This is a genomic window from Zhihengliuella sp. ISTPL4 (genome assembly GCF_002848265.1).
Taxonomy (GTDB): Bacteria; Actinomycetota; Actinomycetes; order Actinomycetales; family Microbacteriaceae; genus Microbacterium.
Map to the genome: position 1 here is coordinate 401,394 of NZ_CP025422.1, position 13,358 is coordinate 414,751.

Here is a 13,358-nt window from a genome sequence, read left to right on the forward strand (position 1 = left end):
GTGCGCCGGCCGCCCCCGCTTCCGAGCGCTCCGGACACTCCGGGGGAGACGGACGCCGCGTCCGAGCGGATCGCCCGCCGGCGTCGCGCGACGTCGCCAGAGGAGGTCGGAGTCGTGTCGTCGGCCGCTCCCGCGGGAGCGGACGAGGACGCCGAGGGAGAGCATGTCCCCAGCTCGTCGATGGACGTCTGGCGTGCGGCCCGCGCCCGCCGCAAGGCGCTCCGTGCGGAGATCCGTCGGTTCACCCAACGGTCGCGGCGGCGCCGTATCGTCTGGTTGAGTGCCCTCGGGGCCGTCGTCCTGCTGATCGGCGGCAGTGTCGCGGCGGCGTACAGCCCGCTCTTCGCCGTCGAGCGCATCACGGTCACCGGCACGACGACGATCGACCCCGCCGTGATCGAGGGTGCCCTCGCCGACCAACTCGGAACGCCGCTCGCCTTGGTCGACACGAGCGAGGTCAAAGCGGCATTGCTGACGTTTCCGCTCATCGAGACCTATGCACTGGAGGCCCGACCGCCGCACGACCTCACCGTGCGCATCGTCGAGCGCACGCCGATCGGTGTCATCCAATCCGGCGCCGGGTTCACGCTGGTCGACGCCGCAGGCGTCGCTCTCTCCACGACCGCAGAGCGCCCGGCGGGGCAGCCACTCGTGGAGGTCGAAGACGGGGTGGACTCGCCGGCCTTCCGCAGCGCGGGGCTCGTCGTCCGGGCGCTCCCGGCGGACATCCGCAGCACGCTCACCGGGGTCCGCGCCTCGACGGCGGACGACGTGACCTTGACCCTCGACTCGGGGCTCACGGTCGTGTGGGGGAGTCAGGAGGACTCAGGGTTGAAGGCGCTCGCGCTCTCCGCCGCGCTCGTGAAGAACCCCGATGCCTCGTCGATCGACGTCACCTCACCCGACGTCGCGGTCGTCGGCTGATCTCTTTCGACGGGAATGGCGCGACACGCCCATGTCGCTGCGCGCGCGCGAGCAGGCGGCGCTTACCTTCGATCTGAGAGAACGCAATACCGGGAAATACTTTACACCTCTAGTTGAGGTTTAAGGTTCATCCCTTTCCAGGCTCTACTAATCGGAGGCCGGCCATGAGCCAGAACCAGAACTACCTCGCCGTGATCAAGGTCGTCGGCGTCGGCGGTGGCGGCGTCAACGCCGTCAACCGCATGATCGAGCTCGGTCTCCGCGGAGTCGAGTTCATCGCCGTCAACACCGACGCGCAGGCGCTGCTCATGAGCGACGCCGACGTCAAGCTCGACGTGGGCCGCGAGCTCACCCGCGGCCTCGGCGCCGGTGCGGACCCCGAGGTGGGTCGTCGCGCCGCGGAGGACCACGCGGAGGAGATCGAGCAGGCGCTGACCGGCGCCGACATGGTCTTCGTCACCGCCGGAGAGGGCGGTGGCACCGGAACGGGTGGTGCCCCGGTCGTCGCCCGCATCGCGAAGTCGATCGGCGCCCTGACCATCGGTGTGGTCACGAAGCCGTTCTCCTTCGAGGGACGCCGCCGCCAGAGCCAGGCCGAGGCGGGCGTCGCGAAGCTGAAGGAAGAGGTCGACACCCTCATCGTCGTCCCGAACGACCGTCTGCTCGAGATCAGCGACCGCGGCATCTCGATGATCGAGGCGTTCGCCACCGCCGACCAGGTGCTCCTCGCCGGTGTCCAGGGCATCACGGACCTCATCACGACCCCGGGTCTCATCAACCTCGACTTCGCCGATGTGAAGTCGGTCATGCAGGGAGCCGGCTCCGCCCTGATGGGCATCGGATCGGCGCGGGGCGCCGACCGGGCGATCAAGGCGGCGGAACTCGCCGTCGAATCCCCGCTGCTGGAGGCCTCGATCGAAGGCGCGCACGGCGTGCTGCTGTCGATCCAGGGTGGTTCGAACCTCGGCATCTTCGAAATCCACGACGCCGCGGATCTCGTGAAGGAGGCCGCGCACCCCGAGGCCAACATCATCTTCGGTACGGTCATCGACGACACGCTCGGCGACGAGGTGCGCGTGACCGTGATCGCCGCAGGCTTCGACGGCGGCGAGCCCTCGCTGCGACTGGACCCGATGGTCGTCTCGCGTCCCTCGACCGCCTCCCTTCCCGAGGTGGCGCTGTCGGAGGCCTCCGAGCCTGCGGCCGAGAAGAGCGCGCCCGAGCCCGCCCCGGCGCCCACGGTACCGCGCACCCCGGCGACGAGCATCGAGCCGGCTTTCGCCGACGACGACATCGACATCCCCGAATTCCTGAAGTGACGACACCGGTCGGCGCTTCGGCGCCATCGGATCTGGCCGCGCGGCTGTCGGCGATCGACGAGAAGATCGCCGACGCCGCGCGTGCCGCCGGGCGCTCTCCCGCGGAGATCACCCGGATCGTCGTCACCAAGTTCCACCCGGCCTCCCTGGTGCGCGACCTGCACGACCTCGGTGTCCGCGCGGTGGGGGAGAACCGGCAGCAGGAGCTCACCGCCAAGACGGCGGAGCTCTCCGCGCTCGACCTCGAGTGGCACTTCATCGGACAGGGCCAGACGAACAAGGCGTCGGCGATCCGGCGGGGTGCCGACGTCGTGCACTCCGTCGACCGCGACCGGTTCGCGGATGCCCTGCATCGGGCTGCCGAGGCCGACGATGTGCTCGACGTGCTCGTGCAGGTCAACCTGACCGAGGACGAGGGGCGGGGCGGCGTCGCGCCCACCTCGGCGGTGGCGTTGGCCGAGCACGTGCTCGCGCTGCCGTCGCTCCGGCTCCGCGGGGTCATGGCCGTCGCGCCGCTCGACGAGGACCCTGCCGCCGCCTTCGCGCGTCTGCGTCGGATCGCCGACGACGTGCAGACGGTGGCGCCGGACGCCACCTGGATCTCGGCCGGCATGACCGGCGACTTCGCCGAGGCGGTCGCCGCCGGCGCGACACACCTGCGGATCGGTTCCGCAATCACGGGACCGCGCCCCGCCCGGGGTTAGCCTGTGACAAGACCAGCCCGAAACGTTCGAACCGGAGGACACGATGGGTAACCCGCTGAAGAAGACCATGGTGTATCTCGGCCTCGCCGACGAGGAAGAGGTCTACGAAGAGGAGACGCCGGCGCCCGCCCGCGCCCAGCGCGAGCGTGAGCGTGAGCGTGACCGCGAAGAGCCGGCACCGGCTCCCGTCACGCCGCTCCGTCGTCCCGTCGCCGTCCGCCAGCCTGCAGCAGGAGCCGTGAACGAGATCCTCACCGTCCACCCGAAGCAGTACCGCGACGCCCAGCTCATCGCGGAGAGCTTCCGCGAGGGCGTCCCGGTCATCATCAACCTCTCCCAGATGAGCGACGCCGACGCGCGCCGTCTCATCGACTTCGCGAGCGGTCTCTCCCTCGGCCTGTACGGCCGTATCGAGCGGGTGACCTCCAAGGTCTTCCTGCTCTCGCCGGAGAACATCGCGGTGTCGGGTCACGGGGGCATCGCGCACGCAGACGCCGAGTCTGCGGGCTTCGACCACTCCTAGACCGTGCAGCTGGTCTCGGTCCTCGCCAGCATCGTCCACCTGGTGCTGCTGGTCTACATCCTCGTGCTCTTCGCGCGCCTCATCCTGGACTACATCCCGATGTTCAATCGGGAATGGCGGCCCAAGGGATTCGGTCTCGTCGCCGCGGAGGCGGTCTACACCGTCACCGATCCGCCCATCCGGTTCTTCCGGCGGATCATCCCTCCGTTGCGCATCGGTCAGCTCTCCCTGGACTTCGGCTTCGCGCTGACCCTCCTGGTCGTCCTGATCCTCATGAACATCGTGCGCCTGTTCATCTGATCATCCCCGCGTGTCGCGCCGGGGACCGCGGCGAGTTCGCCGAGCCTGGGTGTCGTGGCATCGCGACCCCAAGGCTCGGGGGCTATGCTGGCACCCAGGTGCGCGCCCCGGGTTCGCGCCACATCACGAACACGCCATACATCGGTACTGGCAATCGAACTCATCGAAAGAGGAGCCACCCATGGCACTTACCCCGGATGACGTCGTCACCAAGCAGTTCCAGCACGTCCGCTTCAAGGACGGCTTCGACCCGGACGAGGTCGACGACTTCCTCGACGAGATCGTCATCGAGTGGCGCAAGGCCCTCGAGGAGAACGCCGAGCTGAAGGCGAAGCTCGCCGCGTACGAGTCGGGCTCCGCGCCCGCCGCCGCTGCAGAGCCGGTCGCCGCCGCTCCCGCCCCGGCCCCCGCGGCCGAGACTCCCGCCGAGCCTGCCCCGACCGGCTCCGCGACCGCCACCGCCGGCATCATCGAGCTCGCGCAGCGTCTGCACGACGAGCACGTGGCCGAGGGTGAGGCCAAGCGCGACCAGCTCATCTCCGAGGCCGAGGCCGAGGTCGCCCGCATCCGCACGGAGGCCGAGGCGAAGCAGCGCGAGGAGACCGCACGTCTCGAGCGCGAGCGCAACACGCTGGAGGCCCGCATCACCGAGCTGCGCAACTTCGAGCGCGACTACCGCTCGCAGCTCCGCGGCTACATCGAGGGTCAGCTCCGCGAGCTCGACGAGAAGTCGGGCTCCACGGACTCCACGCCGGTCTCCGCGATCGGCCTGTAAGGCGCCCTCTTGTCAGGACGTCGTCCCCTTCGTCGGTCGGCGGCCGGTGCGATCGTTGCGGTTCTCGCAGCGGTCGTGCTGGCCGCCGATCAGTTTGTGAAGTACCTCACCATCGAGAACCTGCCGCTGCACGAGGCGGTCCCGGTTCTCGGCGAGTTCCTCCAGCTCTACTACGTGCGCAATCCCGGTGCGGCGTTCTCGCTGGGCTCCGGCGTGACCTGGATCTTCACCATCGCCCTCGCCGTGGTGGCGGGCATCATCGTCTGGAAGGCCTTCGGGCTGCGCTCGCGCCTCTGGGCCGTGGTCCTCGGGTGCCTCCTCGGGGGTGTCCTGGGTAATCTGACGGACCGTCTCTTCCGGGCTCCCGGCTTCCCGGTCGGCGAAGTGGTGGACATGATCTCGATGCCGTGGATGATGCCGGCGATCTTCAACGTCGCCGACATCTTCATCGTCACGGGGATGATCTCGGTCGCTCTGCTCGTCGTGTTCGGGCTCCGGTTCGACGGCACCCGCGAGCGGGACCACGCGCCGGTGGAGACGGACGAGGACGCCGAGGCGGCTGCTGCGTCCGAGGGGCGCTGACCGTGGAGTCCCGGTCGCTGCCCGTTCCGGACGGGCTCGACGGCACGCGCGTCGACGCCGCCCTCGCCAAGCTGCTCGGGTTCTCCCGCACCTTCGCGGCGGAGGTGGCGGGCTCCGGTGGCGTGCGTCTCGACGGCGTGACCCTCGACAAGTCCGACCGCCTGCGCGGTGGTGCCTGGCTCGACGTCGAGTGGGAGCCGAAGGAGGGCCCGAAGATCGTGCCGATCGCGGTGCCGGAACTCGGCATCGTCTACGACGACGATGACATCGTCGTCGTGGACAAGCCGACCGGAGTCGCCGCCCATCCCTCGCTCGGATGGGAGGGCCCGACGGTAGTCGGTGCTCTTGCGGCTGCCGGCTTCCGGGTGGCGACGAGCGGTGCGCCGGAGCGTCAGGGCGTCGTGCACCGGCTGGACGTGGGCACGAGCGGTCTCATGGTCGTCGCCAAGAGCGAGGCCGCTTACACCGCGCTCAAGCGCGCGTTCAAGGAGCGCACGGTCGAGAAGATCTATCACGCGGTGGTACAGGGTCATCCGGACCCGCTCGTGGGCACGATCGACGCTCCGATCGGTCGGCACCCGAACCACTCGTGGAAGTTCGCTGTCGTCCCGGACGGCAAGCCTTCCGTGACGCACTACGAGACGCTCGAGGCGTTTCCCGGTGCGTCCCTGCTCGAGATCCACCTGGAGACGGGCCGCACCCATCAGATCCGGGTGCACATGGCGGCGCACCGGCACCCGTGCGTCGGCGATCCGCTGTACGGCGCGGACCCGACGCTGTCGGCCCGCCTCGGACTCACGCGGCAGTGGCTGCACGCGCATCAGCTGGCCTTCGCGCATCCGACGACGGGGGAGTGGGTGCAGTTCACCTCGCCCTATCCGGAGGACTTCCAGCACGCGCTGGACGTGCTGCGCGGCGAATAGCCGCACCCGGCGGGGCGTCGCTACGCCGGTGTCCGTGGTCTCCGCCACACTGACCGCATGAGCATCGTGGTACGCCCGGCGACGGTCTTCGAGGACGTCGCGGCGGTCGTGGGACCGAAGAAGCCGACGTCGAACGTCTGTTTCTGCCTGAGCTACCGGATCGGCAACAAGGAGAACGTCTCCCTCCGCGGCCCCGCGCGGGCCGAGCGGGTGCGTGAGCTCTGCCATCAGGACCCCCCTCCCGGCGTGCTCGCGTACCTCGACGACGAGCCGGTCGGCTGGGCGGCGCTGCATCCTCGACGGGATACGAGCTTCGCGCGCAACCGCCTCATCCCCCACATCGACGACGTCGACGTGTGGTCGCTGTGGTGCTTCCGGGTCCGCCCGGGGCACCGCAAGCAGGGTGTGTCGCACGCGCTCATCGAAGGCGCTGTCGCCTACGCCAGGGAACGCGGCGCCCCGGCGATCGAAGGCTATCCGGTCGACAACGCGGGGGCGAAGGTGAATCTGACGATGGCCTACGTCGGCACGCGGCGGCTCTTCGAGAGTGCGGGATTCGCCAAGGCCGCGGACACGGGTTCCGTCCTCGACGGCTTCCCCCGGGTGCTCATGCGTCTCGATCTGCGCCAGTGAGCGTGAGGCCGGCCGATGTCGACGGCCGAACGTAGACTCGAAGCATGGCATCCGACTCCTTCGTCCACCTGCACGTGCACAGCGAGTACTCGATGCTCGACGGGGCTGCGAAGATCAACGCGATGACCCAGGCTGCGGCCGATTACGGCATGCCGGCCATCGCGGTGACGGACCACGGGAACACCTTCGCGGCGTTCGAGTTCTACAACGCTGCACGCAACACCGGCATCAAGCCGATCGTGGGACTCGAGGCCTACGTCACCCCCGGCACGCACCGCAGCGACAAGACCCGGGTGCAGTGGGGCTCCGCGGATCAGCGCAGTGACGACGTCTCGGGTTCCGGCGCCTACACCCACATGACGATGTGGAGCCAGAGCACGGAAGGCATGCACAACCTCTTCCGGCTGAGCTCGCTGTCGAGCATGGAGGGCTACTACTTCAAGCCGCGCATGGACCGCGAACTGCTCCAGACGTACGGCAAGGGTCTCATCGCCACGACCGGGTGCCCGTCGGGGGAGGTGCAGACCCGACTCCGGCTCGGTCAGTACGACGCCGCCCGGGCCGCGGCGGCGGAGTTCCAGGACATCTTCGGCAAGGAGAACTACTTCGCCGAGATCATGGACCATGGTCTCTCCATCGAGCGCCGGGTCATGACCGACCTGCTGCGTCTCGCGAAAGACCTCGGGATCCCGCTGGTGGCCACCAACGACTCGCACTACACCCACCAGCACGAGGCCGATGCCCACGCGGCCCTGCTGTGCGTGCAGTCCGGCTCCACGCTGGACGACCCGAACCGCTTCAAGTTCGACGGCGACGGCTATTACATCAAGACCGCGGCCGAGATGCGGCAGCTCTTCCGGGACCACCCGGAGGCCTGCGACAACACGCTCCTGATCGCCGAACGCTGCGAGGTCGAGTTCAACACCTCGGCGAACTACATGCCCCGGTTCCCGGTCCCGGACGGCGAGACCGAGGACAGCTGGCTCATCAAGGAGGTCGAGAAGGGCCTCCACTACCGGTACCCGAACGGCATCCCGGACAAGGTGCGCAAGCAGGCCGAGTACGAGACCGGGATCATCCTGCAGATGGGCTTCCCCGGCTACTTCCTCGTCGTCGCCGACTTCATCAACTGGGCGAAGGACAACGGGATCCGCGTCGGTCCCGGCCGTGGGTCCGGTGCGGGCTCGATGGTCGCCTACGCGATGAAGATCACCGACCTCGACCCGCTCGAGCACGGTCTGATCTTCGAGCGCTTCCTCAACCCGGACCGCGTGTCGATGCCCGACTTCGACGTCGACTTCGACGACCGTCGCCGCGGCGAGGTCATCGAGTACGTGACCCGGAAGTACGGCTCCGAGCGCGTCGCGCAGATCGTGACGTACGGCACCATCAAGTCCAAGCAGGCACTCAAGGACGCCGGCCGCGTCCTCGGCTTCCCCTTCAGCATGGGGGAGCGGCTCACCAAAGCGATGCCGCCGGCGGTGATGGGCAAGGACATGCCCCTCGACGGCATGTTCGACTCGGCGCACCCGCGCTACAAGGAGGCCAGCGAGTTCCGTGCCCTCATCGAGACCGACCCGGAGGCGAAGACCGTCTTCGACCGCGCGCTCGGACTGGAAGGCCTGAAGCGGCAGTGGGGCGTGCACGCCGCGGGCGTCATCATGTCGTCCGAGCCCCTGCTCGACATCATCCCGATCATGCGCCGCGAGCAGGACGGCCAGATCGTCACGCAGTTCGACTACCCGTCGTGCGAGTCCCTGGGCCTGATCAAGATGGACTTCCTGGGCCTCCGGAACCTCACGATCATCTCGGACGCGCTCGACAACATCCGGATGAACCGGGGTGAGGAGCTCGATCTCGAGCACCTCGGCCTCGACGACCCCGCCGTGTACGAACTGCTCGCCCGCGGCGACACCCTCGGCGTCTTCCAGCTCGACAGTCCGCCGCTGCGCTCGCTCATGCGGCTCATGAAACCCGACAACTTCGGCGACATCTCGGCCCTCATCGCGCTGTACCGGCCGGGACCGATGGGAGCGAACTCCCACACCAACTACGCGCTCCGCAAGAACGGCCAACAGGAGATCACGCCGATCCACCCCGAGCTGGCGGAACCGCTCGCGGAGATCCTGGAGGAGTCCTACGGACTCATCATCTACCAGGAGCAGGTCATGGCCATCGCGCAGAAGGTCGCCGGCTTCAGCCTCGGCCAGGCCGACATCCTGCGCCGCGCGATGGGCAAGAAGAAGAAGTCGGAGCTGGACAAGCAGTACGCCGGCTTCGCGGCGGGGATGACCGAGCGCGGCTTCGGCGAAGGCGCGGTCAAGGCGCTCTGGGACATCCTCCTGCCGTTCTCCGACTACGCCTTCAACAAAGCGCACTCCGCGGCGTACGGCCTCGTGTCGTACTGGACCGCCTACCTCAAGGCGCACTACCCGGCCGAGTACATGGCGGCCCTCCTCACGAGCGTCGGCGACTCGAAGGACAAGATGGCGCTCTACCTCAACGAGTGCCGCCGGATGGGCATCAAGGTGCTCCCGCCGGACGTCTCCGAGTCGATCAACTTCTTCGCGGCCGTCGGCGACGACATCCGCTTCGGTCTCGGCGCGGTCCGCAACGTCGGCACCAACGTCGTCGAGGGCATCGTGCAGTCCCGCAAGGACGAGCGATTCACGTCCTTCCACCACTTCCTCGACAAGGTGCCGCTGCACGTCGCCAACAAGCGCACGGTCGAATCGCTCATCAAGGCCGGCGCTTTCGACTCGATGGGGGACACCCGACGGGCGCTCCTCGAGGTCCACGAGGATGCCGTGGAAGCAGCGGTCGACCGCAAGCGGAACGAGGCTCAGGGCGCCATCGGCTTCGATTTCGACAGTCTCTACGACGGCATGGAGGAGGCGGCACCCGCGAAGGTGCCACCGCGCCCGGAGTGGATCAAGAAGGACAAGCTCGCCTTCGAGCGCGAGATGCTCGGCCTGTACGTCTCCGACCACCCGCTCGCGGGTCTCGAGGTGCCGCTCGCGAAGCACGCCTCGATCTCCATCCACGACCTCAACAACTCCGAGGATCTGCAGGACGGTGATCAGGTCACCGTGGCCGGACTCGTCACGAGCGTGCAGCATCGTGTGGCGAAGGCGAGCGGAAACCCCTACGGCATGATCACCGTGGAGGATTTCAACGGCGAGGTCACCGTGATGTTCATGGGGAAGACCTACCTCGAGTTCCAGCACACCCTGCAGCAGGACGCCATCCTCGCGGTGCGTGGTCGCGTGTCCCGTCGTGACGACGGCCTCAACCTGCATGCGCAGTCGGCGTTCGCGCCCGACGTCGGGTCCTTCGATGCCGCGGGTCCGCTGTCGCTGGTGCTCGCCGAGCAGCGCGCCACGGAACGCGTGATGACGGAACTCGCCGAGGTGCTCCGCCGTCACAGCGGCGATACCGAGGTGCTGCTCCGCGTGCACCGCGGCGGAACGGCGAAAGTGTTCGAAGTGCCCATGCCGGTGAAAGTCTCGGCCGACCTCTTCGGTGACCTCAAGTCTCTGCTCGGACCAACCTGTCTGGGGTGAGCGGGTAGGATCGGGAGCCGTCGAGAGCACCGGGAAGTCGAGGTGCACCGATGAGGAAAGGACGACTATGAGCACGGATCTTCCCGAGCCGGACGCCGAGGCGGTGTTCAGCGATGAGGACGGCGTCCTCTACGACGACGAGGTCACCCCGGAGTACGGCATCCTCGGTTTCACGCTGCGTGAACTGCTGATCGTGGGCGTCTGGGCGCTCTCCTTCCTCGTCTCCTTCTTCCCCCTCAGCGGAGGGATCTCGCTGTGGGGTATCGGCATCCAGTGGATCCTGCCGATCGGCGTGCCGACCGTCGCCGTCTTCCTCCTCGTCCTCCGGCGGTTCTCGCCGGACGGCATCCGCCGCGTCGGGTCGCTGGGTATCGACCAGTTCGCCTCCGTGGCGTTCTCGGTGTCGGCGTGCGTGTGGGCCGGCAACCTCTGGCTCGCCCTCTCGGCGGTCATCTCGACGGGCAACTGGGGTCTGCCCTGGACCGCGGTCGTGCAGGTCATCACCTCCACCGCCCTCGTCGTCCTCACGGTCTTCGCGCCCCTCATCCCGGGGCTCAAGGAGGACTTCCAGGGCCGGCTCGTGACCCTCGCGCACCGCAACGCGAACCCTGTGCGTCCGGTCATCGCGCGCCCGCGGCCCGAGACGTCGTCGAACGCGTCGACGGTGGTCTCGACGCCCGCGGAGTCCTCCGAGGCCTCTGCCGCCCCCGCCGAGGGTGAGACCGTCGTCATCGCGGACTCCGGCGGCGAGCCGAGCGCCGCACCGACCGACGACCGCGTCGTCGTCCCCGGTGCGTACACCGACACCGACACGGGCGACCGCGAAGCCGTCGCGAACGACGCGGATCGCGTCCCCCTGACCGCGCACGCCTCGGGGGGCGGCACCGGAACCGTTCCGGTCGCTTCGGAGCCGGAGTACGCGCCGTCCTACTCTCGCCGTTCCCGCGGGGAGCAGCCGGAGATCGTCTCTGACACCGGCAGCATCGAGTCGCTGCTCGGCGCCAAGGCGCTCACCGAAGAGGAACTCGCCGCCGCCCAGGAGCCGGCGCCGGAGGCTGCGACCGCCGTCCACCCCGTGTTCTCCGATGACCGCGATGCCGAAGCTCCGGCGCCTCGGGACAGCGCACCCGTGGCGCAGCCTTTCTGGATCCTTGCGCCGACGGAGCGCGATGTGCACGACGAGCGGGGAGAGCCGATCTTCCGCGTCGGCCCGACCGCCTGGGCTCTGGTGATCGAGGACCGGGGCGGTGCCTTCGTCGTCCGTCATGACGACGGACGCATCGGTTACCTCCACGACATCGCCGGCATCACGAAGGGCTGACATGCGAACGATCGATCTGCGGAAGCGCGAGCTCTCGCCCGCTGACATGCTGGCCGCCGTGCCCCGCGCGACGCAGGCGCGTGCCGAAGCCCTCGACACCGCGGCTCGCCTCGTCGACGACGTGCGCGACCGCGGAGAGGAGGCGTTGCGCGAGCAGGCGGAGCGCTTCGACCGCGTCGCCGGCCACGCCGTGCGGGTGCCGGAGGAGCACCTCACCGAGGCCCTCCAAGCGCTCGCGCCGAACGTGCGCACCGCCCTGGAGGAGGCGATCCGGCGCGTGCGCCTGGCCTCGGCCGCGCAGGTGCCGGCTCCGCAGGTGACGCGGATCGGTGACGGCGCGACCATCACCCAGCGGTGGCAGCCGGTGGCGCGCGTCGGGGTGTACATCCCCGGGGGCAAGGCCGTCTACCCGTCCAGCGTCGTCATGAACGTCGTCCCCGCGCAGGTCGCCGGCGTGCAGCAGATCGCGCTCGCCTCGCCGCCGCAGGCGGATCTGGACGGTCGGGTGCACCCGACGATTCTGGCCGCCGCGGCGCTGCTCGGCGTCTCCGAGGTCTACGCCATGGGCGGGGCCGGAGCCATCGGCGCGCTCGCGCACGGGGTCGAAAGCCTCGGGCTCGACCCGGTCGACGTCGTGTCGGGGCCGGGCAACAACTACGTCGCCTCGGCGAAGCGCGCCGTCGCCGGTGTCGTCGGCACCGACTCGGAGGCGGGCGCGACGGAGATCCTCGTCGTCGCGGACGCCGCATCCGACCCGCGGCTCATCGCCGCCGACCTCGTGAGCCAGGCCGAGCACGACGAGCAGGCTTCGGCCGTGCTCGTGACGGACGCTGCGGACATCGCGGAGCAGGTGCGGGCCGAGGTCGAGCGTCAGGCCGCCCGTACGCGACACAGCGAGCGGGTCGCCGCGGCGCTGTCCGGGCCGCAGTCGGCGATCGTCCTCGTGGACGATCGCGCGATGGCGGTCGCCTTCAGCAACGCGTACGCGCCGGAGCACCTGGAGCTGCACCTCGCCGACGCGGAGGAGGCAGCAGCCGCTTTCACCAGCGCGGGAGCAGTATTCGTCGGCGACCAGACACCGGTCAGCCTGGGGGACTACATGGCAGGCAGCAACCATGTCCTGCCGACAGGTGGCCAGGCACGGTACGCCCCCGGTCTCGGGGCGTACACGTTCCTACGCCCGCAGCAGGTCGTGTCCTACGATCGTGCGGCCCTGGCTGTGGTCCGTGAGGGCGTCGTCGCCCTGGCCGACACCGAAGTGCTGCCCGCGCACGGCGAGGCGATCGAGGCCCGTTTCACCGCGTAGGATCTGTCAGATGCACTGCCCCTTCTGCCGTCACCCCGATTCCCGGGTCATCGACTCGCGTACCAGCGACGACGGGCTGTCGATCCGTCGCCGTCGTCAGTGTCCGGAATGCGGGGGACGGTTCTCCACGACCGAGACCGCGAGCCTCAACGTCATCAAGCGGTCGGGCGTCATGGAGCCGTTCAGCAGGGAGAAGGTCATCTCCGGCGTCCGGAAGGCCTGCCAGGGGCGGCCCGTCACCGAGGCGGACCTCGCGATCCTCGCGCAGCGCGTGGAGGAGGCGGTCCGGCAGACCGGCGTCTCCCAGCTCGACACGAACGAGATCGGCCTTGCCATCCTCGGACCGCTGCGCGAGCTGGACGAGGTCGCCTTCCTGCGCTTCGCGAGCGTCTACCAGGCCTTCGACTCCCTCGAAGACTTCGAGGCCGCCATCAGCGACCTCCGTGCCGACCACGCGAAGGCCGAGACGGCGGACCGGTAATCTG

At 69.0% G+C, this 13,358-nt stretch carries 13 protein-coding genes; all 13 read left to right on the forward strand.

The annotated features are described in order from the left end of the window. The 13 genes from CYL12_RS01920 (at position 1) to nrdR (ending at position 13,354) form a co-directional block, all read left to right on the forward strand. Entirely contained in the window at positions 1-924 is a 924-nt protein-coding gene (locus CYL12_RS01920) for an FtsQ-type POTRA domain-containing protein (protein WP_233486811.1), read from the forward strand. 164 nt (positions 925-1,088) lie between these two features. Continuing rightward, positions 1,089-2,243 (forward strand): cell division protein FtsZ, encoded by a 1,155-nt coding sequence (gene ftsZ / locus CYL12_RS01925; protein ID WP_101845037.1) that lies wholly within the window; start codon positions 1,089-1,091, stop codon positions 2,241-2,243. Further along, on the forward strand, positions 2,240-2,947 hold the full coding sequence (locus CYL12_RS01930) for a YggS family pyridoxal phosphate-dependent enzyme (protein WP_101845039.1): 708 nt from the start codon (positions 2,240-2,242) through the stop codon (positions 2,945-2,947). Before ftsZ ends, CYL12_RS01930 begins: the two co-directional genes overlap by 4 nt. A gap of 43 nt (positions 2,948-2,990) precedes the next feature. Next, a complete protein-coding gene (gene sepF, locus CYL12_RS01935) occupies positions 2,991-3,470 on the forward strand; it encodes a cell division protein SepF (protein WP_101845041.1) in 480 nt (159 codons plus the stop codon). Between the two features lie 3 nt (positions 3,471-3,473). After that, positions 3,474-3,770 carry a YggT family protein gene (locus CYL12_RS01940; protein WP_101845043.1) on the forward strand — a complete coding sequence of 99 codons (297 nt, stop codon included), beginning with the start codon at positions 3,474-3,476 and terminating at the stop codon, positions 3,768-3,770. Between the two features lie 181 nt (positions 3,771-3,951). Further along, positions 3,952-4,545 carry a DivIVA domain-containing protein gene (locus CYL12_RS01945; protein WP_101845045.1) on the forward strand — a complete coding sequence of 198 codons (594 nt, stop codon included), beginning with the start codon at positions 3,952-3,954 and terminating at the stop codon, positions 4,543-4,545. Between the two features lie 9 nt (positions 4,546-4,554). Next, a complete protein-coding gene (lspA, locus tag CYL12_RS01950) occupies positions 4,555-5,127 on the forward strand; it encodes a signal peptidase II (RefSeq protein WP_233486812.1) in 573 nt (190 codons plus the stop codon). Between the two features lie 2 nt (positions 5,128-5,129). Further along, a complete protein-coding gene (locus CYL12_RS01955) occupies positions 5,130-6,050 on the forward strand; it encodes an RluA family pseudouridine synthase (RefSeq protein ID WP_101845047.1) in 921 nt (306 codons plus the stop codon). A gap of 57 nt (positions 6,051-6,107) precedes the next feature. Further along, on the forward strand, positions 6,108-6,683 hold the full coding sequence (locus tag CYL12_RS01960; protein ID WP_101845049.1) for a GNAT family N-acetyltransferase: 576 nt from the start codon (positions 6,108-6,110) through the stop codon (positions 6,681-6,683). Positions 6,684-6,727: 44 nt separating this feature from the next. Then, positions 6,728-10,246: a DNA polymerase III subunit alpha gene (gene dnaE / locus CYL12_RS01965; RefSeq protein WP_101845051.1), complete on the forward strand. Its 3,519-nt coding sequence runs from the start codon at positions 6,728-6,730 to the stop codon at positions 10,244-10,246. Positions 10,247-10,313: 67 nt separating this feature from the next. Then, positions 10,314-11,567 (forward strand): hypothetical protein, encoded by a 1,254-nt coding sequence (locus CYL12_RS01970; RefSeq protein ID WP_101845054.1) that lies wholly within the window; start codon positions 10,314-10,316, stop codon positions 11,565-11,567. A 1-nt stretch (position 11,568) separates the two neighbouring features. Further along, positions 11,569-12,873 (forward strand): histidinol dehydrogenase, encoded by a 1,305-nt coding sequence (hisD, locus tag CYL12_RS01975; RefSeq protein ID WP_101845057.1) that lies wholly within the window; start codon positions 11,569-11,571, stop codon positions 12,871-12,873. A gap of 10 nt (positions 12,874-12,883) precedes the next feature. Then, positions 12,884-13,354, forward strand: coding sequence for a transcriptional regulator NrdR (nrdR, locus tag CYL12_RS01980; protein ID WP_101845059.1), 471 nt, complete (start codon positions 12,884-12,886; stop codon positions 13,352-13,354). Positions 13,355-13,358: the final 4 nt, after the last annotated feature.